The organism is Pseudoalteromonas sp. NZS100 (assembly GCF_015864815.1).
Classification (GTDB): domain Bacteria; phylum Pseudomonadota; class Gammaproteobacteria; order Enterobacterales; family Alteromonadaceae; genus Pseudoalteromonas; species Pseudoalteromonas distincta.
Map to the genome: position 1 here is coordinate 307,300 of NZ_JADYWM010000003.1, position 21,961 is coordinate 329,260.

Sequence of the window (21,961 nt, forward strand, 5' to 3'; positions counted from 1 at the left end):
TTATTCACTTATACTTTTTTTCAATAATGCTCTGCTTACTTTACCTGAACGAGTTCGAGGCAACTCAGCCACTTTAATAATTTGACTGGGTCTAAAGTTTGTGTCTGTCTTGCCGAGAAATTGGTTTACTTCTTTAATTGTTATACTGGTCTCTCCTTCGATACACAAAACAATAATACTATCTTTCATTTTCTTTGGATCTTTCATTCCAAATACACTAAAAGCATTGTCAGAAATAAGTTCGACGAGTTTTGATTCTATCTCATCAGGGTGAACCAATACACCATTATAGTTTATTACATCATCACTTCTACCTGCAAAAACTAAGAACCCCTGCTCATCTAAATACCCTATATCTGAGGTAATAAACCACCCGTCACTTAATTGCTGTTCCCATAAAGCATTATCTAAATATCCTAAACACAGATTGCTGCCTTTTATAGCAATTTTACCACTTTCAAACGAGGGTAAAGCCTGCCCCTGCTCATTAATAATTTTAATTTCAGAACACGCAGATGCAGGCCCTTCGGTCATTGCTTTATCTAAATGTTTGTTTAATTCAAAAAACGTAACCCGCATAGCTTCACTTAAACCATAATGAAGAAATATACGCGTGTTAGGTAGCATGCCACAAAGCTGGCTTCTAAAGAAACCATCAAAACGCATAGCGCCTGTTTGTAACCACTTAAGCTGCTGGTTTATGACTAGTAGTTCATCACTTGCCACTTGTAATAAAGCAGCTAACAATGAAGGGGCTGTCGATAATGCATTACAATGATGCTGCTTTACGAGAGACACAATCGAAAGTGGGCTGCTCAAGTAAGTTGGTAAAACGACCGTGCCACCAGCCATCAACACACTATGACAACGACCAAATCCAAAGGCATGATCTATTGAAGCAAAGACTAACTCAATTATCTGCTCATCAACCTGCATTTCATGATTCATAAACTGACAGATATCATTAATGCCTTGATTCGCTAAACGTACACCCTTTAATTTTGTAGACGTGGTCCCGGAGGTAAATATAACCATCGCCTCTTCAGCTACCACATCGCTTTCAACTTGAGTTTGCTCATTCACAAAGCTATCTAAAAATAGTACAGCTTCACTCGTTTCAAGTGCTCCACGCTGACGCTGTTCATCTGAGAAAGGGATAGGGACAACACTTATGCCACATTTCGCAGCACCATAATAGGCTATAAGCAGCTCTAAAGGTGTAAAGTTAGCCACGGCAACACGTTGCCCAGCAACAAGCTTTTGCTCAAGTAAATAACTTGAAAAGTAAGATATTTGACGGTGTAATTCAGTATAACTAAGCGTTTGTTCACCAAAAATGACCGCCGCTTTTACGCGTTTATTTTTAGCTATAAGAGAATAGATACTTTTCTTCATTTTTCGCCCTCTAACCTCTTCAGATAGTCTTCAGTTTTAGTGAGTACGCGCTTTTCAAAACCACCTATTTGATACTTTTGTTGAACACTTTCAGCATGCTCTAAGGACTGTTCATTTTGTTTAATAGTCATTTTTACTTGTTCAGGATTCGCACTCCCGAGCCCTTCACGTAAGGACATAAGTGAAGCGATATCGAAATTGGCTTCAAATACATCAACAGGAATAGCGGGAAGTTCAATCTCTAATTGACTGGCGGCTTGTTTAATAGACTCAATCGAGAATCCATAATCCCCCGATTCATACGCGTTTCTTACGGCACGCCCTACCACCTTATGAGCACTGCGATTATCGATATCAGAGTGCTTAACCAACATATCACATAGGTCAGTTGCTACAATAAAGGGGTCATTAGCGGCTTCCGCTAGCCGTTTTTTATTAAAGGTAGCAGTCTCTAATATTCCAGCAAATAGATCGACACACTGAATAGCATAATCAATTGATCTTGGAATTTCACCATATGCATATAATCGATTATCAGGCTGACCACTTATTGTTTGATTAGTCGATAGAACCGCACTCATCACGCCATTAAATGATCGAGCCTGACCTCGAATAAATGCTAATCCATAAGGGTTCTTCTTTTGCGGCATTATGACGCTTGTGCGGGTGAAACCATCGGCAAGTTCTAAATAAGAAAATTCAGCACTATTCCAAATAATAAATTCCTCACTAATGCGATTTAAGCTGGTCATAATTGAAGACAACCCTAGCATTATGTCTAAACAAATGTCTGGTGCCCACATAGCATCACGTGTATGAGTCATAACGCCTTCAAATTCGAGTAAATCAGCAATAAAATGCCTATTCATTGGGATTTGCGATCCATTAACGCTGCCTGAGCATGCCGGGGATTGGTTTACCCTATTTATAGCTCGCTCAATTCGGTCTAAATCCCGCATTAACGGCATTTGAAAGCCTTGCAAGTAATGTCCAAGAGTTGTTGGCTGAGCGTGTTGCAGATAAGTAAAGTCGGCCATATAAGTATCTAAATGTTCGCCGATTACATTATTAAATACGTTTCCTAATTGAATAACGTATTTATGCAGCTCAATTAGCTTCTCTTTACACACCAATTGCCACGCAATTGTGCTTGCTTCTCTTCGTGCTCGGCCGATATGTATGTAACCACTTACCTTCCCTAGTTGTTTCTGAAGATAGCGGTCACGATTATTATAGCTATCACCTACTTCTGGATCTAACGCAATGGCTTGCTCCCCTTGAGCATGGACTTCAAGTAAACCTTTTAACAATAACTTTGTATTGTCATCTGATAATACTCCGCTGTGATGCAACGTCATTACATGGCTTAAATCTGCGAAACTAAGCCCTTGCATCATATATTTACTGCATTCTAGTTCATAGCTAAACGCACTATCGACTAATCGCTTATCTGGTCCTTGCTTAAAGCGGGAATTTGCACCTAAAAACCCATTACTCATAACGTTACCTTTATTCTTGTACAGCTTTCAAACTGAGGATCGACCACTAAATCTCGCACTGCTTTTAACGTATTATAAGGAGATACCTCAATAACATCACCTAGCTCAGCAACAAACTGAGCTACATTTTCGCTGCATGCCAATATAATTTTCTCATTAACTTTAACACGGCAACTACTGCATAAACCGATCCGACAATTTTTGTCAAAGGCTAGCGTATTATCTTGCTCGTTAAATATCTTTAATAATAAGTCCAGCAATACAGACTCTGCATCGTATTCTAGGGTAAATTCATTCCAATGTGAGGAATGGCTAAGCTCTGTATTTACACGATAAATTTTAAGTTTTATTTCATTCTTCACCGAGTTTCTCCTTCACTAAACCACTTTGTAAAAGCCCATTATCGTTTTTATATACAACACTATTGACCCCCGCATAATCCCTTGAATTCTCAAAATCAGTACGATAATGAGCTCCCCTAGATTCCTGGCGCTGTTTGGCGGCATAACATATGGCGGATGAAATAGTGAGCAAGCTTTTCAGTTCAAAATACTGCTTAATTTGCGGATTGTAGCGCAGGCTCGAATCATTAATTTTATACTCACACAGCATCATTTTTAATTGCTCAATAATCGCTATCTGGTCGTCTAAGCTTTTTGCACAACGTATAACGGCTGCATTTTTTGACATTGAGCTTTTAAGCCGCTGAGTAATTTCCCCAATATCTAGATTATTTTTACCAAAAGGTATGTCAAGCAGAGTCGTTTTTTCGCTTATAACAGGTTTGTTCGCAGAATACTTTGCCGCATTTCGTCCCGCTTTTCGTCCAAACACCACAACTTCTAATAATGAGTTACCACCCATCCTATTTGCGCCGTGAACCCCATTACAAGCCGCTTCTCCTGCCACGTATAAGCCATTAACAATACCATACTGATGATCAAGTGCGTGGCATTCTATGTCACTACTTACGCCTCCCATCAAGTAATGTGCTGAGGGTGCGATACTGACTTTATGCTGTTTAATATCTACATTGAGAAATGTTTCTGCGATTTTCTCAGCTTCTTTAATCGCATACTCTTTATCTTTTGGTACATTGCTTAAATCTAAGAAAAGTTCATTTTGTGGGTTTTTAATCAACTCTTTAGCAATTGCAATTGATACTTTATCTCGCCCCGCCAACTCTAACTTATCGGGATAAAAGCGTTCTAGCAAACGCGCACCACTGGCATCTAAGATTCGTCCTCCTGCAGCCAAGACCGGTTCAGGGATTTGAATCCCTGTTTTTCTTAATCCTAGTGGGTGGAATTGTACAAACTCCATATCCCGCAGCGCAGCACCGACTTCAATTGCAAGCGCTAAACCATCACCAGTTGTTGAAACTGCATTGGTATTCTGCTGATAAACATTAAGACCGCCCCCCGTTGCTAGAATGACTGCATTAGCAAGGAACTTGTAGCAACGCGTATCTCTTAAGTGGAATACTTGAGCGCCAAGAATCTGTCGCTCATAGCGTAATAATTTAACAGCCATCATTTGATCAAGCAAAGTAATATTGGGGTTTTTCTTAATCTGCTTTATTAGGGTAATCATAATAGCTAAACCAGTACGGTCTTTGCTAAAACAAGCTCGCGCTATTTTTGAACCACCAAATGCTTTATTTTGATAAGTGCCGCTATCATTTTTAGAAAAATGTACACCTAGTTTTTCAAGCCATAAAAGGTGTGTGGGGGCATTTTCACACATCATTTTTATAGCATCTTTATTGCCTATACCATCACCCGCTTCGAGAGTATCCTTGATGTGTGCAGCAGCATCAGACTCATTAATTGAGACATTTATGCCTCCTCGAGCGCTAACAGAGTGTGCATGTAAGGGCGGTATTTTAGAGATTAAAGTGACTTTTTTCCCAGCTAAGCCAGCTTCAAGAGCAGCACAGCAACCTGCGATACCTGCACCGATCACTAAAATATCACTTTCTAATGCTTTGCAATTAATCACTTTAAGCCCCTGCTGAGATTTTAAGTATTATGATACTAAAAATAATTTAATTAAATCTATTATGAATTAAACTAAACTAAACTAACATAGTAATTTAGGCATAATTCATGCTTAGTTTAACGACACTAATAAAATAAGGATTAATACAAATGGCTCTTATAGAACAGCGTTTAGGGAAACCCCGCAAAATAGGACGCACTAATATTTTAGATAGAGGCTTAGGTCTCAAACAGCTCCAAATGCAATTAGAGACCAGTTCTGATTTTATAGATGTTATAAAATTGGGTTGGGGTACGTCTTTAGTTACCCCAAATTTAAAAGCAAAAATAGACTTAATAAAATCATTTGATATAGAGCCATGCTTAGGGGGCACATTATTTGAATATTGCTACCTAACAAAAAAAATAGATGAATATATCGAATTCTTAAAATCAAACGAACTCACTTTAATCGAAATATCTGATGGGACTATTACCATCCCTCAAAATGAAAAGAATGAAATCATCAGTCGCTTTGCTAAAGAATTTACTGTGCTTTCAGAAGTAGGCAGTAAAGACGATAAAGTGATCGTTTCACCATCGAAATGGGTCGGACAGATCAAAAGTGAATTAAATGCAGGGGCACAAGGCATTATTCTCGAAGGTCGAGAAAGTGGAACTGCTGGCTTGTACCGTGGTGATGGCGAAATACGGATGGGTTTAGTCGAAGAAGTCATGGAGTCTGGTGTTGATATAGATAAGCTTATATTTGAAGCCCCTAAAAAAGCGCATCAAGTTTTTTTGATTAAACAATATGGCCCAGATGTTAACATGGGAAATATATTATACGATGATGTGATCTCACTAGAAACGTTAAGATTAGGTATTAGGGCGGATACTCTTTCCACCATCCATAAAATCTAGTATTACACTCTATAATTTTACTGATTATTCATAACCTAAAAATATTATCTGGCAGAAAAATGAATATTGCAATATTACCAGCCCGAGGAGGGAGCAAACGAATTCCTCGGAAAAACATCAAAACTTTCCATGGCAAGCCAATAATTGCTTACTCAATTGAAGCTGCTATTCAAAGTGGCTGCTTCGATAGAGTTATTGTATCAACTGATGACTCTGAGATTGCAGATATTTCAAGAAAATTAGGCGCAGAAGTACCTTTTTTAAGGCCTGATAATTTATCTGATGACTTTGCAACTACTCTAGATGTGATGAAGCATGCAATTGATTGGTGTGAGAAACAGCAGCTTTGCGTAAAGTTTGTTTGCTGTCTTTATGCAACAGCACCGTTCATCAGCCCTCAATACTTGCAGGAAGGTTTTACTTTAATTAAATCTGAAGAATTTGATTACGTATTTAGTGCAACGAGCTTTGCTTTTCCTATTCAAAGAGCAATAAAAATAACAACACAAGGCACCATTGAAATGTTTCAGCCAGAGTATTTAAATCATCGCTCACAAGATCTAATTGAAGCATATCACGATGCGGGGCAGTTTTATTGGGGAACTTCTGAGGCATTCATAAATCGCAAATCTTTTTTTTCATCGAGGTCTAAAGCTGTTTTACTACCCAGAAAATACGTACAAGATATAGATACCCAAGAAGACTGGGAACTAGCAGAAGCACTATTTAAGGTGCTAAAATGAGAGTAGTGTTTCGTGTGGATGCTTCAATACACATAGGAAGTGGACACGTTATGCGTTGTCTAGTACTTGCTCAAGAGTTAAAGCATATAGGGTATGATGTATTATTTGCAACACGAGCACAAAAAGCAGACTTAAATACTTTAATTAGTAGGCGAGGTTTTGAATTAATCGCACTACAAAAGCCCTACGAGTGGTCCATTCCCAATCATTCAAGCGATTATGCTGCTTGGTTGCAAGTTAGTGAAGAGCAAGACAGTCTTGATTTTATAAATAGAGTAAAGTATGCAGATTTAGTTATTGTTGACCATTATGGAATAGGCATAATCTGGCATGAAACCATTAAAAGTAAATTGAACTGTATACTAACGGTAATCGATGATCTTGTGAGAGAGCACCGCGCTCATATCATCGTTGATCAAACACTTAACAGGCAACCTAGTAATTATGAGAAAACATTTCCTTGTAAAGCGCTTACAGGAACTGAATACGCATTATTAAATCCAGAGTTTATAAAGCAGAGACAACTGCAACACTCTAATCCGAACGCCCATAATATATTACTAACGATGGGAGGAGTTGATAAGCCTAATGCCACATTAAAAGTGCTACAAACATTAGCAACTGTACAACAACCACGCCCGACCACAGTACTTCTAAGTCAGCGAGCGCCCAATTATCCAGCTATAAAAGAGTTTGCTAAAAATCACTCTACTTGGGTTAAACATATTGAGTTTGTTGATAATATGGCAATTTTCATGGGCCAATTCAGCCTTGTGATAGGCGCCCCTGGTTCTACATCTTGGGAGCGAGCTTGCTTAGGTATTCCATCAATTTTAGTACCCATAGCCGATAATCAAAATGACATTGCCAACGCCTTAGTCAATGCTGGCGCTATTAAAATCATTAACATAGAAGATATTGGCAATCAGCTCTTAGCCAGCATTGATCACCTAGTTACGCATTGGCAATATTACAGCAATCTAAACTTTGCGCTATGTGATGGTATGGGCGTAAAAAGGGTTACACAAACAATAAAAGAGGCCTTGCAAACATGCTAAAAGTTACATTAATCTGCTCAGATGAAAATCACCCTGTATTTAGATGGCTTCAAAAGTGGAAAGCAGAAAACGAGCATTACCATGCAATTAACTTGCATACGCGTCTAGCTGAAATAAACAATAGAGGGAATCTGCTTTTTTTAGTTTCTTGCTCTGAAATAGTCACAAAAGCGCACAGAAACATGTTTCAGCACAGCTTAGTATTACACGCAAGCGACCTACCTAAAAATAGAGGATGGAGCCCACATGTTTGGTCAGTCCTAAACGGAGAAAATAATATTACTCTATCTTTACTAGAAGCTGAGGATAAGGTCGATACGGGCCTGGTATGGAAAAAAACAAAAATTAAATTAAATGGTACTGAACTATATGACGAGATTAATCAAAAACTATTTGATGCCGAGCTTCAATTAATTTCTTGGGCATGTAAAAACCTTGATTCTGTTACACCAAAACCACAAAATAATAGTGCAGCCAATTATTTACCAAAACGCACAGCAAAAGACAGCGAGCTTGATATCTCAAAATCTCTTGAATCACAGTTTGATCTCCTAAGAGTGTGCGATCCAAATCGATTCCCAGCTTTTTTTAATATACGTGGCTGTAAATATAAGGTTAAAATAGAGAAATGTTCAGATGAATAAATACGTTACAATAGAAGGCAGAAAAATTGGCCCTCAGTTCCCTCCCTATATTATCGCTGAGTTATCTGCAAATCATAACGGTGATATGAAAAGAGCGTTACAAATTTTAGAAATGGCCAAGCGTAGCGGTGCTGATGCGATAAAAATTCAAACTTACACGCAAGATACACTGACTATAGATTGTGACAAGCCAGAATTTAAAATTAAAGGTGGCTTATGGGACGGTCGCACTCTATACGATTTATACACCGAAGCACATATGCCTTGGGAATGGCATAAACCGTTATTTGAAAAAGCCAAAGAACTCGGCATCACAATTTTTAGCTCGCCATTTGACTTTACAGCAGTCGACATGCTGGAAAAACTCGGTGCACCCGCTTATAAAATAGCCTCATTTGAAGCCATTGATTTACCCCTCATCGAATACGTTGCTAAAACCGGCAAGCCAATGATTATTTCTACAGGTATGGCCAATAAAAAAGAAATACAAGAAGCCGTAGAAGCAGCAAAAAATGCAGGATGTAGAGAATTGGTTGTACTGCATTGCGTAAGCGGCTATCCTGCTTCCGCTGAAGATTATAACTTAGCTACCATCCCTGATATGGCTAAGCACTTTGGTATTTTGACTGGACTTTCAGATCATACTATAGACAATACAACTGCAATTACATCAGTGGCCTTAGGCGCTTGTATAATTGAAAAACATGTGACATTAGACAGAAATGGAGGTGGCCCTGATGACAGTTTTTCACTCGAAGAACCTGAGTTAACTCAACTATGCGCAGACAGTAAAATAGCCTGGCAAGCAGTAGGAAAAGTAAATTATCAACGGAAAAAAAGTGAAGAAGGAAATATGGTTTTTAGGCGCTCACTTTATGCGGTAAAAGACATAGCAGAAGGTGAAAAATTCACCCCTGAAAACGTAAAAAGTATCAGGCCTGGTTATGGGCTACAGCCTAAATATCTCAATCAAATAATAGGATGCCAATCTGTAGAAAACATAAAAGCAGGCACACCTATGTCCTTTGAGCTCATCAACAAGAATAATTGAGAAAGAAAGCAAATTATGTTGAATATTGGCGAGTTAATGTATGAACGTGCTAGAGCACTGTTCCCTATCAATAGAAGCCTCACAGGTAATGGGGTAAGAGAAACGTTAAGTTATATAAAAACAATTATACCAGAGCTAACTGTCCATCAAGTACCTTCAGGTACTCAAGCATTTGATTGGACGGTGCCAAAAGAATGGCACATAGAAGAAGCATATATTCTCGACCCTTCTGGTAACAGAATATGTGATTTTCAGACATGTAATTTGCATCTGATGGGTTATTCTGTTCCAGTAGATTCCGTAATGCCATTAGATGAACTACAAAAACACCTTTATAGTATTCCTTCTTTACCTGATGCCATACCCTATGTAACATCATATTATAAAGAAAATTGGGGCTTTTGTTTATCGCATAAACAACGTCAAACATTACCAAAAGGTGATTATAAGGTTGTAATAAAATCGTCTCTATTTGACGGGTTTTTAAATTACGGTGAAATCATTATTCCAGGTAAAAGTGAAAAGGAAGTTTTATTATCGACATATGTATGCCACCCTTCAATGGCTAACAACGAGTTATCAGGACCTGTTGTGTCAACAGCTTTAGCTGAAGCTATTAAAAATATGGATAACCGTGAATATACTTATCGAATTTTGTTTTTACCTGAAACTATCGGCTCTATTGTTTATATTAATAAGCACTTAGCTCGGTTAAAACAGCACCTGCACGCAGGTTTTATTGTTACATGTGTTGGTGATGAGCGTGACTATTCATATTTAAGCTCTCGCCAAGAAGACAGTCTAGCAGATAAAGTTGCCATGCATACTTTAAAGCACCATACAGACAAATACACTAAATACAGCTTCCTTGATAGGGGCAGTGACGAAAGGCAATTCTGTTCACCAGGGGTAGATTTACCTGTATGCTCTATTATGCGTTCAAAATATGGCACATTTCCTGAGTACCATACATCTCTAGATGACCTTTCATTGATTACTCCGTTAGGGTTAAAGGGTGCATATGATGCATTACTTACTGCAATAAAAGTGATTGAGTTCAATTGGGTCTATAAAGTAACTACACCTTGTGAGCCACAATTAGGTAAACGCGGGCTATACCCAAGCACAAGTGATATGCAACAAGATTATAGTGATGTTAGAAGAATGACTAACTTCCTTGCTTACGCTGACGGAACAAAAGATTTAATTGATATCGCAGAGAAAATTAATGAAAGCGCGTTAAGTTTAATTCCTATTGTTGAAGTGCTTACCTCAAATGGATTAGTAGAGCGTATTTACTAGTAGAGGCACGATGTTAACTCGCAAATTACATTGCACTATTTAGATGTATGAATTTTGTAGTCTGATTATGGTTTTAAGCCTAAAACTTTAATCAGACATTTTGAAAATAACTGACTACAATAAAAATAACGCATAACGTTAAGTAAATAGAGAAGTTCCTCCTCTACACTCTAGATTAACCAAACTTCACTATATAGTCTTCTTTTATCGCCTCCAAGTAATTGCAAACTATCTGTGCACTATGCCGATAGTTTTCTAGCGCCTGCCTTTCTTCTTCATGGCTAAACAACGAATTAACCAACATAGAATGGGTATGTAAAATAGTGCCGCGTAATATCTCATCAAAGTAACTAATCATCGTGTTATGAAAACTTGACAGCCGACTAAGTTGCTCATCTAGTACCTCTAACACTGCATTAATAGAAGCCGGTTGGCTTGACAGTTGCTCAATAAATAAATTACATAAATCTAAAAACAACGGTACATCATTGTGGATCGCAGCAAAAGCATCATTAGTATAAGTTTCTGAGCTTTTAATCGCGTCAGCTATATGTGAAACCAGTGCTGCTTTATTTTCTATTGGAGTACTAACTAATGAGTCGGTCTGAGTTGGCTTTGCACCTTCAACATAGGCTCCATCACTGCAATTTTTTACCTTTAAATGCGAATTTTTCGCTAATGTTCTTTCAAGTACAGAGTGAGAGTACTTAAATATCTCATCTGTTTCTACAAAAGCATCAGGATCAAAATTACCTTTTAGTTTATATTTTGCTTTGTGTTTATATAAGCCAGAGTCTTGGTCGCCCTTATAATACACACTGTTTTTGGAGTGATGTTGCTCAGATTTATAACCCATATCAACACCAAATAAGGTAATATCGGTAAAACCTATTTTTTCACAAAAAGCCAGCGCACAATTACTCACTGTTGGATTACAATTCACCAATAATGCAGGTTTCACTTGAAGCCCTAGACCTTGAACAAAAAGCTTGCTACTTGCTTCCCCCCATTTTACGCCTTGGACTTTATTTTCAAACATAGCAAACACAGAAGGTAAAACAGTATTTAAAGCTAAAAGGGTAATATCACTAAAAAACTCTTTATCGTAAAAAGAAGCTAATACATCATGTGTTACTTGGCAGCGCTCCATCTCACAATGGAAGTCTGGCTTTAATCCATATTGATGCAAAGCACTGAGTGCCGTGCCACAACTTATAATAATTGCGTTATCTTGATGCTCAATCAGCCATTGTATGTCTTTATCTAATGATGGACCATTAGCAATTAAGAAGACAGGTATATCTTTTAACTTCTCTAAGCTATCAGGCCTAAGAAAAGGCACGTCAAAGTTTTTTGAGAAGTTTTCAATACTGAGGATAGCATCATCATAAAAACCAAACCCTAAAATATTACCAACAAATTGCTGTGAAAGTTGCTTAGTAACACGGTCGAGATAGTCATCATGATAATGTTTATATAAAAAGCTATATCCTGAGAAAAAGCGACCAAATCGCTGAAACACCGATTCCACTTCTTTACTAATACCCAGTTCAGTATCAAACTCACCAACGCTAAAATGCAATTCAGTATTATTTACGTTAAGCTGCTCAAAAATGTGCGACCAATCAGTTAAAAATAAGCTTAAATAAAGAAGATCAATATGAGGCTCATAAATATAGAGCTTTTTCACTATATGGTCACTTAAGATAGAGTGAATATGATAACCGCAACCTATTCCCATTAGCATTAAAGTTGGCAAAACCTTAGGTAGTCGATTACTTTTCTTTTGCTCGTTCTGCTGTTTTAAATTAATAGCAAGCTCATTTAAAAAATGACTATGAATAAATCCATCACTGATTTTTTCGCGGACAGAAAACTTGTTAGTTAGCACAACTGGGTTATCTTGAAAGCTTAAATACTGTACATATGAATCTTGATAAATATCATGTTTATATAGGTTTATTTTTTCTTTAGTGTCATAAACATTAACTTTTCCGTCTTCCATATGCAACTCAAAGCGGGAGAGCTGATAATTTAAAAAAGTATTGTAAATATCAGGATAAATAGCCTCAAAAGCTAACATATTAGATTGAAACATTTTTTCTAAATCAAAATCAGGCCTTATAAAATCTTTTAATTTAGCCTCGTATTTTTTTCTATTTTCAATCTGTGTCTGTAAAAATGATTGATAGCGCTCAAGTTCATCTAACTTTTCATTTATAGCCAATGTTAGGTCATTCATAATTACTCGCTTCCTTAACTATTGAGTAAGCTTTTAGCTGTTTTTTCTTTTTTTGCATTGAGATAAGTAACATATGCAGCCTTACTTTTTCATCACCTAACAAGTCATAATGCTTTTGAGTTTCTGCTTGGAACTGCACCATAAACTTACTGACAAACGCCTTACTTTCTGGTTCGAGACTACTGGATAGCTCAAGTAATTCGGCTAACAAGTTGTTTTTCTGTTTGATAACCTCTGCTAAACCGCTATAGTCTTCAGCCTTTATCATAGAGCACTCTTCTTTAAGTAAGTTTTTTAGGCACTCACTAAGCTGCATCGCCTTATAATTGAGAGACTTATCCACTTACAAACCACTTTGCTCTAAAAGTGCAAAACCTTTTTGTTTGTCTTCCTCTGTAATACCATCCCAAGCTTCTTTTATGGGCGAAAACAGCTCCTTTATTTCATCTAAAATATCTATCGAATTTTGTGTATTCGCTTCTGATAATCTAATAACTAAATAATCATAAAGAGCATTTAAGTTATCAGCTATATCACCACCTTGCTTTAAATTTAATCCTCCTTTTAATCCACCTATAATACCAATTGCTTTTTTAATACTATTATTTCTAGACTCAATATCTGAACGCTGAATAAAAACTTTAGCCTGATATACTTGAGTTAAAAACTCTCTCATCAAAATTTGAATAACTTGATGAGGATTGGCTTCTGAAAGAGAAAGTTCTTTTTGAGCTTTTTTATAGGTGTTTACACGTAAGTTCATATTATTCCTATTAATTATCACTTGATACACTTGTTAATATACTTGATATATAAGAGCTAGAAGTTTGGTATTGTGCAATTATGCTATCTAAAGACGCATACTGGCTTCGTAGTGATGCTTCAAGGTTTATAAGTCTTTCACTCAAAGTCTCTCTGTCTGTTTCAACTTTTTCTAAAGACACATTAAGACTTTCTTCTCTTTTTAATAAAGATCCACCACTACCGGTGTAAAGTTCAATTAAGCTATCGACCTTATTTACTAGACCATCATCACTGCTAAAAAAACTTTGTAATGAGCTATACCTATCAGAGATCGTACTATTTAGTAACTCTTCACCACTTTGTAATGTGCCAATACCTAATGATGATATTTCCATCTCACCTTCACGGTTAAAGTTAATACCTATTTCTAACAATGACTGTATCTCTGTAGTACCACCTAGATCATTAGTAAACATTCTTTGCAATTGTTGTTCCACAGTTCTAACGGTGCTGTCTGATGCCAAAGACCCAGATGAAGCATTTGACACTGTATCTAACTGTCCTTTAAGAACATTATAAGCATCAACAAACTCTTGCAAACCCTCTTTTACTACATCTTCATCGACAGAAACACTAAACTCTTGGGGTTGAGTAGTTACTGATTTAAGAGTTATTGTAGTACCTTGTATTTTATCACTTAATTCATTAGTGGAGCTACTTACAGTCTGGTCGTTAATTAATGCCTTTGCATCCTGTGATTGTTGTTGAATAATCATGCCGGAGCTGCCACTAGGAGAACTCGTTGCTATGGCAGCAAGTGAATCATCATCTGATGTAACTGTAAGTGTATTACCGTCACCTGAAATGGAAGAGCTAAATGTTAAAACTGCGCCAGAGTCACTATTTACTATATTCGCACTAACACCAAAGTTTTCACTTTCTTTATTTATTTTATTTCTTATATCTTCGAGGGTATCTGCGCTTTCTATATTTACTGTAAATTCAGATCCACCTGCATTAAACGTTAAATTGCCAGTGCCAATAGTGCTATTGGAAGCACCTAATGCTACAGATTGTAATTTAGAGCCCTTTGCTAATTGCAACACTTCGACAGAAAAGTCTCCAGATTGCATAGAGCTGCCTACTTCTACTTCAAATGCTTGCTCTGACTCCTCTAAACCATTACCGAATGATACAAGCCTAGAATTGTACGTTTCATCATCACCAAGTTTAGCAAGTGCATCATTAAATGTATCGAGGGCCGCTTTAAAAGTTCCAACACCTGATAGCTCTGTTGTGTAATTTATTTCACGAGCATTGAGTTGATTTGTCTTAACTGCGCTTTCAGCTTGAATAGTTACTTCAATTATAGACTCAAGATCTAAACCTGAACCTACCCCTGCAGATGTAATACTAGCCATAATTTAGCCCCTAAATTTCTTGGTCAAAAAGTAAACCTAGCGAAGTTCCAAAAATTTCTTCCTGTAATTTATCAATTTTACTTGCTAGCTCCAGCACTTCTTCACTTGGTATTTGACGTATAATTTCATTTGTTTCGGAATCTGTCACTACAACAAATGATTTTTTAGATTCTTCATGAATGTTAAACTCAAACTGTTTCGTTTGCAGTTGAGAGAGTGATTCAATTTTTAAAACTGACTCATGCAAATTTTGTACCGAAACAAGTTCACTAGGACTAACTTGAACCTCTTGTTCTAATTTTTCATCACTGGCATTTAAAGTGAGTTGCCGCCCTTCACTTAAAACAGAAGTTAAATTGATATTTAAGTTCTGTTTGTTTAAATCAGCGCTATTTGACTCCATTTAATTTCTCCCAAAAAAAAAGCTTTGTCTACCAGATATCTCCAGTATACAAAGCTTTTCTTAAATAAGCTTTTTTTATAAAAGAGACAAAGCAATCTGTGGTTGTTGGTTAGCTTGCGCTAACATAGAGCTTGATGCCTGCTGTAAAACTTGGTTTCGAGCAAGACTAGCGCTTTCTGCTGCAAAATCAGCATCCATAATACGAGATCGTGAAGCTGCAACATTTTCAGATACGTTTGTTAAGTTACGTACCGTTGAACTGAAGCGATTTTGCTTAGCACCTAGTTCAGCTCGCACATCATTTACAGCTTTCAAAGAATCATCTAAATTTGCAATTGCTTCTTGAGCGCCAGTTACAGTACCGATACTTAGAGCTGCAGTAGATAACCCAGTAGCACCCATACTAGTTGCTATTGAGACTGATATAGTTTGATTTTCATCTGCGCCTACTTGGAAATCAGCTGAGTAACCACCGTCAAGTATATTTACACCACCAAACGTGGTTGTCTCAGCAATACGTGTTATTTCTAGATTAAGTTGTTCAAACTCATTATTTAGAGCTGCGCGGTCGTCATCGCTGTTCGAACCATTTGCTGCTTGGATAGACAATACCCGCATGCGTTGTAACATGTTTGTTGTTTCATCTAACGCTCCCTCAGCAGTTTGAGCTATTGAAATACCATCATTTGCATTACGCGCCGCTTGGTCTAACCCATTCATTTGAGACTCTAAGCGAGAACCTATTTGTAAACCAGCTGCATCGTCAGCAGAGCTGTTTACGCGTAAACCAGAAGATAAACGCTGGAATGACGTAGATAAATCGTTTGTAGAATTTGATAAGTTACGCTGTGAGTTTAATGACATTACATTTGTATTTACGCTTAAAGCCATGATAGCCTCCTAATAATTTAACTAGATGGGAATCAAGCTTAACGTTAAACGTATTTTGCTCTGTGATTCCTGATTCAATTAAGTTATCGGCGCTAGATTTATTTACTTTAATGTTTTTTAGCTTTATTTTTTATTTTTATTTTCTAAAGCCTCAAAGCTAGGTAAAACCTAGCTTTAATTTGAAGGTAATGGTTACTGTAATAATGATAATGCAATCTGAGGCTGCTGATTTGCCTGAGCAAGTATAGTACTTGATGCTTGTTGCAATACTTGATTTCGAGCCAAGCTAGCACTTTCCGCAGCAAAATCGGCATCCATAATGCGCGATCTAGAAGCCGATACATTTTCTGCAACATTACTTAAATTTCGAATTGTAGAACTAAAACGATTTTGTTTGGCACCTAAATCAGCCCTAACATCATTAACGATTTTTAATGCGTCATCTATACTATCAATCGCTGTTTGCGCTCCGGCCGCTGTCGAAATAGTATCTGTTATAACTCCCAACCCTGTAGCCCCCATACTTGTAGCAATTGAAACTGAAATGGTTTGGTTTGCATCTGCACCAACCTGAAACTCAGCAGAATAAGTACCATTTAGAACGTTTACTCCACCAAATGTCGTTGTTTCAGCTATTCTGTCCATTTCTTCTTGTAATTGGGCGAACTCTTTTTGCAGCGCAGCTCTATCATCATCGCTATTAGAACCGTTAGCTGATTGAATTGATAAAACACGCATACGTTGCAACATACTTGTTGTTTCATCAAGAGCTCCTTCAGCAGTCTGTGATATTGATATACCATCGTTTGCATTTCTAGCAGCCTGATTTAAACCATTTACCTGAGTAGTTAAACGAGAACCAATTTGCAAACCAGCGGCATCATCTTTTGCGCTGTTTACACGCAAACCTGATGATAATCTTTCAAACGAAGTACTAAGGTCATTCGTCGAGTTTGCTAAATTTCTTTGAGAGTTTATCGAAGCAATATTTGAGTTTACTGTTAAGGCCATTTTACCATCTCCTAGTGTTAAGGTGCGGTTCTATATGCTTTAAGCAGGAACCACTATTTGTAGTTTATCTTTGTTAGTTTAAATGCATGAGTCATGCCAACTAACAAAAAAACTTAAGCAATTGTTTTTAATTGATTTATTCGGAAAGGCAGTAGAATGGGTTTGAATTAACATACTTTCATAAGAGAGTTATTAGTAAGTGACATATTTTTGCCGCTCACTTTCACTTGTTTTTATATGCGAGGAGGCAAGTTATTACCTTTTAGTAAGCTAATAACTCTAATAACGGAATTTACAAATAATCAAACAATGAAAGGTTGGATAAACGCCCAAAAGTTGCCTGCGATGCTTGCAATGCAGTTTCTTGCTTGGTCAATTCGCTAATTGCTTCAACCATATCAACTTCTACTAAGTTAGAGCGATTACTTTTATTTTGTATGTCAATCGACAAGTTTGAAGCTGTAATTCTATCGACTACATTTAGCCGCCCGCCTAAATTTGCTTGGGTAAATACAACTTGTTCACCTGCATTCTGCAGTTGTACAACTCCATCAGCAAGTACTTGTTGAAAGTCATCACCTTCAAGTGTGCCATCGTTAAGGCCTGCAATAAGTGCTTGCAATGTATTAAGTACGTTTTCTTTGCCTGGTTTTTCAAGGCTAATATCTAGCTGTCCAGGCGCACTGCCTTCTAATTCAATCGTCATACCTGCGTATTCAATTGTATCATCGTTAACTTCGCCAGTTACTGCGGGGGTTAGTGCTGCGCCGTCTCGGTATATTTCGTAGGTTTGTGGATCTGTTGCTGTAGCACCTGGGCTTACTAATACACTATATGTATTTGCTGTTGCCGAAGCTGCTGGGTCTGCGTTGTAATTTTCTTGATGAAACTTGTCAAACTCAGCTTGGCCGTCAACATATACACTTGCCGCTGTAATAGAGCCTGAAACACTTGCCGTGTTAGATTTTACGTTTAACCGCGCATCAATCTTTTCAAACGTATCAAAGCCGTTATCGCTTGATTTAATTGATACACCTTCAGCTATAGTTATTTGGTGCTGACCTTGGTCGCCATTATAAGTGTATTCTTCTGCAACTGAGTCAAACTGATATGGTTGCGTATTGTCTTGGTAACCTGAAAATATAAATTTCCCATCTTCTAAACGGGTATTCATTAGGTCAAGTATACTACTTTGTATCCCTTCTAATTCTGAAGCTATAGAACTTAAATCAGACTTACTTAATGCTCCGTTACCTGCTTGAATTGTTAATGTTTGTGCTTTTTGTATAGCATAGTTAATACTTTCTAATATAGTTTCTTCACTATTTAATCTATTACTAAGCTGGTCGATATTTTTAGTGTATTGCTCATTAGTTTGTATTTTATTTGAATACAGCATAGCTTGCGAAATAGCAGCTGGTGCTTCTGAGGTGGTTAAATACTTTTCACCTGTTGTTACTCGCTCTTGAGCATTTGCAACACCTTGTTGGTTGTCGAGTATTTTATTTATGTTGTTTTGGTACATTAAATTATTTGATAAACGCATAATTACCTCGCCGCATTTAATAAGGTGTCAAAAATTTCTTGAGCTGCTGCTAAAACTTGTGCTGATGCTGAATATGATTGCTGAAAACGCAGTAAATTTGCAGCCTCTTCATCAAGGTTCACACCAGATAGCGACTCGTACCATGCCTCAGACTGCTCTGCTAATGCATTAAACGCACTACCACTTGTGATTGCTTGGCCAGTTATAACACCTATATCACTCACTAATCCTGAATAAGCTTGGTTGAACGTTTTATGGTTGTCGGCCGTTGCTGTTGTTTCTACATTTAAACGGACTAACTCACCATTTTGTAAATCAGCTAATTTTAAACCATTACGGTTATCATCAAAGCCGCCTTCGTTAAACTCAAGTGTAAAGGTGTCGCCTGTTGCTGGTGTACCTTCTATATCAAAATCGAATCCGTAGGTATCAAATGGGGCACCCGCTTGCGATAACATTCCTTTTGCAGGAGGCGTAATAGTAAAAGTACTCGTTCCGCTATTATCTGTAATTTGATATTCGTTAGCATTACCTGTTTTAACAAGCGTTATTTCACCGTTTGTTAAGCTTGGTGTTGAAGTAAATCCACCGGAGGTAACACTTGTTACTTCTCCCGCTGAAATAGTAGCGGTACCTATATTATTTAAATCGTTAGCAGTACGAATAGGCGATGCTAGTGCTAAATCTTCTGCGCGCCCTGTTGCAAGTGTAATACTTGAAGCGGCATCTGAATTAAGCTTTATTTGAAACTGATCACCCTCAACACCTGCCCCAGATACATTTACTTGAAGACCAAATGATTCGCCTGAGGTTATAGTCGATGAATCAATAACACCTGTCGATATATCAGCAAGTGAAGGCTGCCCTAACGGATCGCCTTTGTTATCTATAGGCTGAATACTTACTTCATTAGCATTAGCTGTATAAGTAATAATAAAGTCACTGGCAGGAAGTTCACTGCCCTTACTTGGCTCTACCGTTGCAGTCATACCGGCAGTACCTGTGTTAGCTTGATACGCATAAGCGCCAACGGTAGGAATATTAAAAATATTACCCCCTAGCTGACCTGTTGCATCCATACCCAATTTGTTTTGTTCGTTAAATGCATCAGCTATCGCTAAGCCCATTTGACCAATTTGGTTTTGCGCAGGAACTAATATGTCATCTCTAAAAGCAAGTAAGCCGCCAATTTTTCCTTTAAGCTTACTTACATCAACTTCAAGCGGCACTGCTTTGCCACCATTAACGTCAAGCGTGAATTCTTTAAAATTAGGATCAGGATCCCCTGTCATCGAAAATAGGTTAAATGCACCATTTTGCATAACCACTGCTTCGCCTGTGCCCATAAAAACGAGTTTTTCGCCATTTGGACCATCAAGCGTTTCTATGTCTATTAGCTCTGATAAGTCGCGTATTGCTTTATCGCGTTCGTTATAGGTAGAGCTTGCATCTGCGGCATTATTAGTACCATTAACTGCTGCAATATTTTGATTTAGCGTACTAATACTTTGAATTAGTGAGTTTGCTTCATCTGAAAATATTTCGAGCTGCTCGTTCACTACACTTTTTTGATCAAGCACGATGCCCGAAAGTCTATCCATTTGATCAATTAAGCTTTGCGCATCTGTCATTACTAATGAGCGGGCAACGGTAGATGACGGCTGATTTAGTGCTTCTTGTACGTTATTAAATAAAGAGTTAATTCCGGTCGAAAGGTTGTTCGACTCTTCAGAAAAAATAGTATCAACTCTATTTGCCTCAGTAATAAACTGATCGAAAAACGATTTATTAGAGGTGTCACGATTTAGCTGTGACTGAGCAAACTCGTTTAGTAATCGGTATGTTTCGCCTCGCCCCACTTGGTTATCAACCATAGTGGTAAATTCAGTACGCTCACGTACGTAGCCTACGGTATTTACATTGGCAATATTTTTACTTGTCGTTTGCAATAGCTCCGAGCTTGCTCTAACCCCAGAACTGGCAATGTTTAATAAATTAAACGACATGTTACTCTACTCCTTGGCGGATCACGTTTGCCGCAATGTCTTTTAGCTGACTGCTATTGAGCACTTTTTTTATTTTGCTGGCATAATTTGGATCGGTTGCATAACCTGCTTTTTGTAATGAATCTAAAAAGTCATTTGGTTTTGCTGTATTTTGTAATGCTTCTTTGTAGCGTGGGTTTTGCGTTAAAAAATCAACGAAGTCGTTCACGCTATCTTTAATTGAATCGTAGGCTCTAAAGCTGGCTTGTTTTTTAACGGGTGTGCCTTGTTCAAACTCAAGCGTTACTTTACTTGCTTTATCGCCTTCCCAGCTTTTATCTGACTTAATATTAAATAAGTTATTTGAGCTGCCACCGTCACTTTTATTAATAATGTGTTTACCCCAACCGGTTTCAAGTGCCGCTTGTGCAACCATTACCGCAGGATTTAAACCAATTTTTTGCGCTGCAGTTTTAGCGTGTTCCCATACTGAACTTACAAACTCTTCTGCATTTTTAAATGTTGGGCTATCAGCTTTAGACTCTGCAGTATCGACTTTAGGCTCAGCAATATCGGCTTGAGTGTTATTAACGATAAGATCGGATTGCTTATTTTTTTGCTCATGAGGAAGAGCGGATCCGACTTGCGTATCGCTAAAAATATCGTTGGTTGTTCTAAGCACCGAGCCTGGCATAAAGTTTTTAGACTCAGGCGATAACTGCTGAACAATTAAATCGGCAAGGCCTAACGAGCCATTTGATGAAAGCTCTGTTGAAAGTTGCTGATCGTGCATTTCTTCAAAAAACTTTACGCCACTTGAATTAAATGGACTGTCTTTGTCTTCAAATGCTTCGTTAGCTTTGCGCATTCCTTTGAGCAACATTTGCGTAAAAATAGCTTCAAATTGTGCGGCCGCTTTTTTGAGCGCAGCTTTGGAAGCATCAGTTGATGCATCGCCACTCGTTAAGGCTTCTTTACGAAGTGAATCTAAGTTGCCTAAATCAAAAAAGTTTTGTTTATCGAGGTGATTAGTTTCCATCGGCTTTTTGACACAAAATGAATAATGCAGTTAAAAATGCAAAAATTGAGCCACTACCGATAAAACGAGGAAGATAAAAATAAT

Annotated in this window: 20 protein-coding genes; 6 read left to right on the forward strand and 14 right to left on the reverse strand. The window is 37.6% G+C overall.

Going from position 1 to position 21,961, the window contains the following annotated elements; genetic code table 11:
* Genes I6E69_RS04840 through I6E69_RS20605 form a run of 4 tightly spaced genes read right to left on the reverse strand, consistent with a single transcriptional unit; the run spans position 1 to position 4,895 of the window.
* Positions 1-1,395, reverse strand: a complete 1,395-nt coding sequence (locus I6E69_RS04840) for a class I adenylate-forming enzyme family protein (RefSeq protein WP_197120749.1) — start codon at positions 1,393-1,395, stop codon at positions 1-3.
* Positions 1,392-2,894 (reverse strand): argininosuccinate lyase, encoded by a 1,503-nt coding sequence (gene argH, locus I6E69_RS04845; protein ID WP_197120750.1) that lies wholly within the window; start codon positions 2,892-2,894, stop codon positions 1,392-1,394. The genes I6E69_RS04840 and argH overlap by 4 nt, the downstream gene beginning before the upstream one ends.
* On the reverse strand, positions 2,891-3,256 hold the full coding sequence (locus I6E69_RS04850; protein ID WP_197120751.1) for a 2Fe-2S iron-sulfur cluster-binding protein: 366 nt from the start codon (positions 3,254-3,256) through the stop codon (positions 2,891-2,893). The genes argH and I6E69_RS04850 overlap by 4 nt, the downstream gene beginning before the upstream one ends.
* Entirely contained in the window at positions 3,246-4,895 is a 1,650-nt protein-coding gene (locus I6E69_RS20605; RefSeq protein ID WP_197120752.1) for an L-aspartate oxidase, read from the reverse strand. The genes I6E69_RS04850 and I6E69_RS20605 overlap by 11 nt, the downstream gene beginning before the upstream one ends.
* Positions 4,896-5,044: 149 nt before the next feature.
* Here I6E69_RS20605 and I6E69_RS04860 point away from each other — a divergent pair, with 149 nt between their 5' ends.
* The 6 genes from I6E69_RS04860 to I6E69_RS04885 are packed head-to-tail and all read left to right on the forward strand — an operon-like array spanning position 5,045 to position 10,595.
* Positions 5,045-5,797, forward strand: a complete 753-nt coding sequence (locus I6E69_RS04860; RefSeq protein WP_197120753.1) for a phosphosulfolactate synthase — start codon at positions 5,045-5,047, stop codon at positions 5,795-5,797.
* A 59-nt stretch (positions 5,798-5,856) separates the two neighbouring features.
* Positions 5,857-6,540, forward strand: coding sequence for a pseudaminic acid cytidylyltransferase (pseF, locus tag I6E69_RS04865; protein ID WP_197120754.1), 684 nt, complete (start codon positions 5,857-5,859; stop codon positions 6,538-6,540).
* Positions 6,537-7,598, forward strand: coding sequence for a UDP-2,4-diacetamido-2,4,6-trideoxy-beta-L-altropyranose hydrolase (pseG, locus tag I6E69_RS04870; RefSeq protein ID WP_197120755.1), 1,062 nt, complete (start codon positions 6,537-6,539; stop codon positions 7,596-7,598). Before pseF ends, pseG begins: the two co-directional genes overlap by 4 nt.
* Positions 7,592-8,242 (forward strand): formyltransferase family protein, encoded by a 651-nt coding sequence (locus I6E69_RS04875; RefSeq protein WP_197120756.1) that lies wholly within the window; start codon positions 7,592-7,594, stop codon positions 8,240-8,242. Before pseG ends, I6E69_RS04875 begins: the two co-directional genes overlap by 7 nt.
* Positions 8,235-9,293 carry a pseudaminic acid synthase gene (gene pseI, locus I6E69_RS04880; protein WP_197120757.1) on the forward strand — a complete coding sequence of 353 codons (1,059 nt, stop codon included), beginning with the start codon at positions 8,235-8,237 and terminating at the stop codon, positions 9,291-9,293. Before I6E69_RS04875 ends, pseI begins: the two co-directional genes overlap by 8 nt.
* 15 nt (positions 9,294-9,308) lie before the next feature.
* Complete coding sequence (locus I6E69_RS04885; protein ID WP_197120758.1) at positions 9,309-10,595, forward strand: DUF4910 domain-containing protein; 1,287 nt, start codon at positions 9,309-9,311, stop codon at positions 10,593-10,595.
* Positions 10,596-10,770: 175 nt separating this feature from the next.
* Here I6E69_RS04885 and I6E69_RS04890 read toward each other — a convergent pair whose 3' ends face one another.
* The 10 genes from I6E69_RS04890 to flgJ all read right to left on the reverse strand — a co-directional run bounded on the left by I6E69_RS04890 (position 10,771) and on the right by flgJ (position 21,877).
* Positions 10,771-12,837 (reverse strand): 6-hydroxymethylpterin diphosphokinase MptE-like protein, encoded by a 2,067-nt coding sequence (locus I6E69_RS04890; RefSeq protein ID WP_197120759.1) that lies wholly within the window; start codon positions 12,835-12,837, stop codon positions 10,771-10,773.
* Complete coding sequence (locus I6E69_RS04895; RefSeq protein ID WP_155945816.1) at positions 12,830-13,105, reverse strand: hypothetical protein; 276 nt, start codon at positions 13,103-13,105, stop codon at positions 12,830-12,832. The genes I6E69_RS04890 and I6E69_RS04895 overlap by 8 nt, the downstream gene beginning before the upstream one ends.
* A gap of 75 nt (positions 13,106-13,180) precedes the next feature.
* Positions 13,181-13,600, reverse strand: coding sequence for a flagellar export chaperone FliS (gene fliS / locus I6E69_RS04900; RefSeq protein ID WP_024589955.1), 420 nt, complete (start codon positions 13,598-13,600; stop codon positions 13,181-13,183).
* A 10-nt stretch (positions 13,601-13,610) separates the two neighbouring features.
* The gene (gene fliD, locus I6E69_RS04905; protein WP_197120760.1) at positions 13,611-15,002 is read right to left on the reverse strand and encodes a flagellar filament capping protein FliD; all 1,392 of its coding nucleotides are present in this window, start codon (positions 15,000-15,002) and stop codon (positions 13,611-13,613) included.
* 10 nt (positions 15,003-15,012) lie between these two features.
* Positions 15,013-15,405, reverse strand: a complete 393-nt coding sequence (locus tag I6E69_RS04910; RefSeq protein ID WP_197120761.1) for a flagellar protein FlaG — start codon at positions 15,403-15,405, stop codon at positions 15,013-15,015.
* 75 nt (positions 15,406-15,480) lie between these two features.
* Positions 15,481-16,296 carry a flagellin gene (locus I6E69_RS04915; RefSeq protein ID WP_197120762.1) on the reverse strand — a complete coding sequence of 272 codons (816 nt, stop codon included), beginning with the start codon at positions 16,294-16,296 and terminating at the stop codon, positions 15,481-15,483.
* A gap of 192 nt (positions 16,297-16,488) precedes the next feature.
* Positions 16,489-17,307 carry a flagellin gene (locus tag I6E69_RS04920; RefSeq protein WP_197120763.1) on the reverse strand — a complete coding sequence of 273 codons (819 nt, stop codon included), beginning with the start codon at positions 17,305-17,307 and terminating at the stop codon, positions 16,489-16,491.
* A gap of 292 nt (positions 17,308-17,599) precedes the next feature.
* Positions 17,600-18,853, reverse strand: coding sequence for a flagellar hook-associated protein FlgL (flgL, locus tag I6E69_RS04925; RefSeq protein ID WP_197120764.1), 1,254 nt, complete (start codon positions 18,851-18,853; stop codon positions 17,600-17,602).
* A 2-nt stretch (positions 18,854-18,855) separates the two neighbouring features.
* A complete protein-coding gene (flgK, locus tag I6E69_RS04930; RefSeq protein WP_197120765.1) occupies positions 18,856-20,859 on the reverse strand; it encodes a flagellar hook-associated protein FlgK in 2,004 nt (667 codons plus the stop codon).
* A 1-nt stretch (position 20,860) separates the two neighbouring features.
* Complete coding sequence (gene flgJ, locus I6E69_RS04935) at positions 20,861-21,877, reverse strand: flagellar assembly peptidoglycan hydrolase FlgJ (protein WP_197120766.1); 1,017 nt, start codon at positions 21,875-21,877, stop codon at positions 20,861-20,863.
* Positions 21,878-21,961 lie beyond the last annotated feature (84 nt).

Excerpts from the sequence above, each read along its gene's own strand:
- fliD (WP_197120760.1), bottom strand. The coding sequence starts at position 15,002 with ATGGCTAGTATTACATCTGCAGGGGTAGGTTCAGGTTTAGATCTTGAG.
- I6E69_RS04895 (WP_155945816.1), bottom strand. The coding sequence starts at position 13,105 with ATGATAAAGGCTGAAGACTATAGCGGTTTAGCAGAGGTTATCAAACAG.
- I6E69_RS04885 (WP_197120758.1), top strand. The coding sequence starts at position 9,309 with ATGTTGAATATTGGCGAGTTAATGTATGAACGTGCTAGAGCACTGTTC.
- I6E69_RS04875 (WP_197120756.1), top strand. The coding sequence starts at position 7,592 with ATGCTAAAAGTTACATTAATCTGCTCAGATGAAAATCACCCTGTATTT.
- I6E69_RS04860 (WP_197120753.1), top strand. The coding sequence starts at position 5,045 with ATGGCTCTTATAGAACAGCGTTTAGGGAAACCCCGCAAAATAGGACGC.
- pseI (WP_197120757.1), top strand. The coding sequence starts at position 8,235 with ATGAATAAATACGTTACAATAGAAGGCAGAAAAATTGGCCCTCAGTTC.
- I6E69_RS04890 (WP_197120759.1), bottom strand. The coding sequence starts at position 12,837 with ATGAATGACCTAACATTGGCTATAAATGAAAAGTTAGATGAACTTGAG.
- pseG (WP_197120755.1), top strand. The coding sequence starts at position 6,537 with ATGAGAGTAGTGTTTCGTGTGGATGCTTCAATACACATAGGAAGTGGA.
- I6E69_RS04910 (WP_197120761.1), bottom strand. The coding sequence starts at position 15,405 with ATGGAGTCAAATAGCGCTGATTTAAACAAACAGAACTTAAATATCAAT.
- I6E69_RS04915 (WP_197120762.1), bottom strand. The coding sequence starts at position 16,296 with ATGGCTTTAAGCGTAAATACAAATGTAATGTCATTAAACTCACAGCGT.
- flgJ (WP_197120766.1), bottom strand. The coding sequence starts at position 21,877 with ATGGAAACTAATCACCTCGATAAACAAAACTTTTTTGATTTAGGCAAC.
- flgK (WP_197120765.1), bottom strand. The coding sequence starts at position 20,859 with ATGTCGTTTAATTTATTAAACATTGCCAGTTCTGGGGTTAGAGCAAGC.
- flgL (WP_197120764.1), bottom strand. The coding sequence starts at position 18,853 with ATGCGTTTATCAAATAATTTAATGTACCAAAACAACATAAATAAAATA.
- argH (WP_197120750.1), bottom strand. The coding sequence starts at position 2,894 with ATGAGTAATGGGTTTTTAGGTGCAAATTCCCGCTTTAAGCAAGGACCA.
- fliS (WP_024589955.1), bottom strand. The coding sequence starts at position 13,600 with ATGAACTTACGTGTAAACACCTATAAAAAAGCTCAAAAAGAACTTTCT.
- pseF (WP_197120754.1), top strand. The coding sequence starts at position 5,857 with ATGAATATTGCAATATTACCAGCCCGAGGAGGGAGCAAACGAATTCCT.
- I6E69_RS04920 (WP_197120763.1), bottom strand. The coding sequence starts at position 17,307 with ATGGCCTTAACAGTAAACTCAAATATTGCTTCGATAAACTCTCAAAGA.
- I6E69_RS04840 (WP_197120749.1), bottom strand. The coding sequence starts at position 1,395 with ATGAAGAAAAGTATCTATTCTCTTATAGCTAAAAATAAACGCGTAAAA.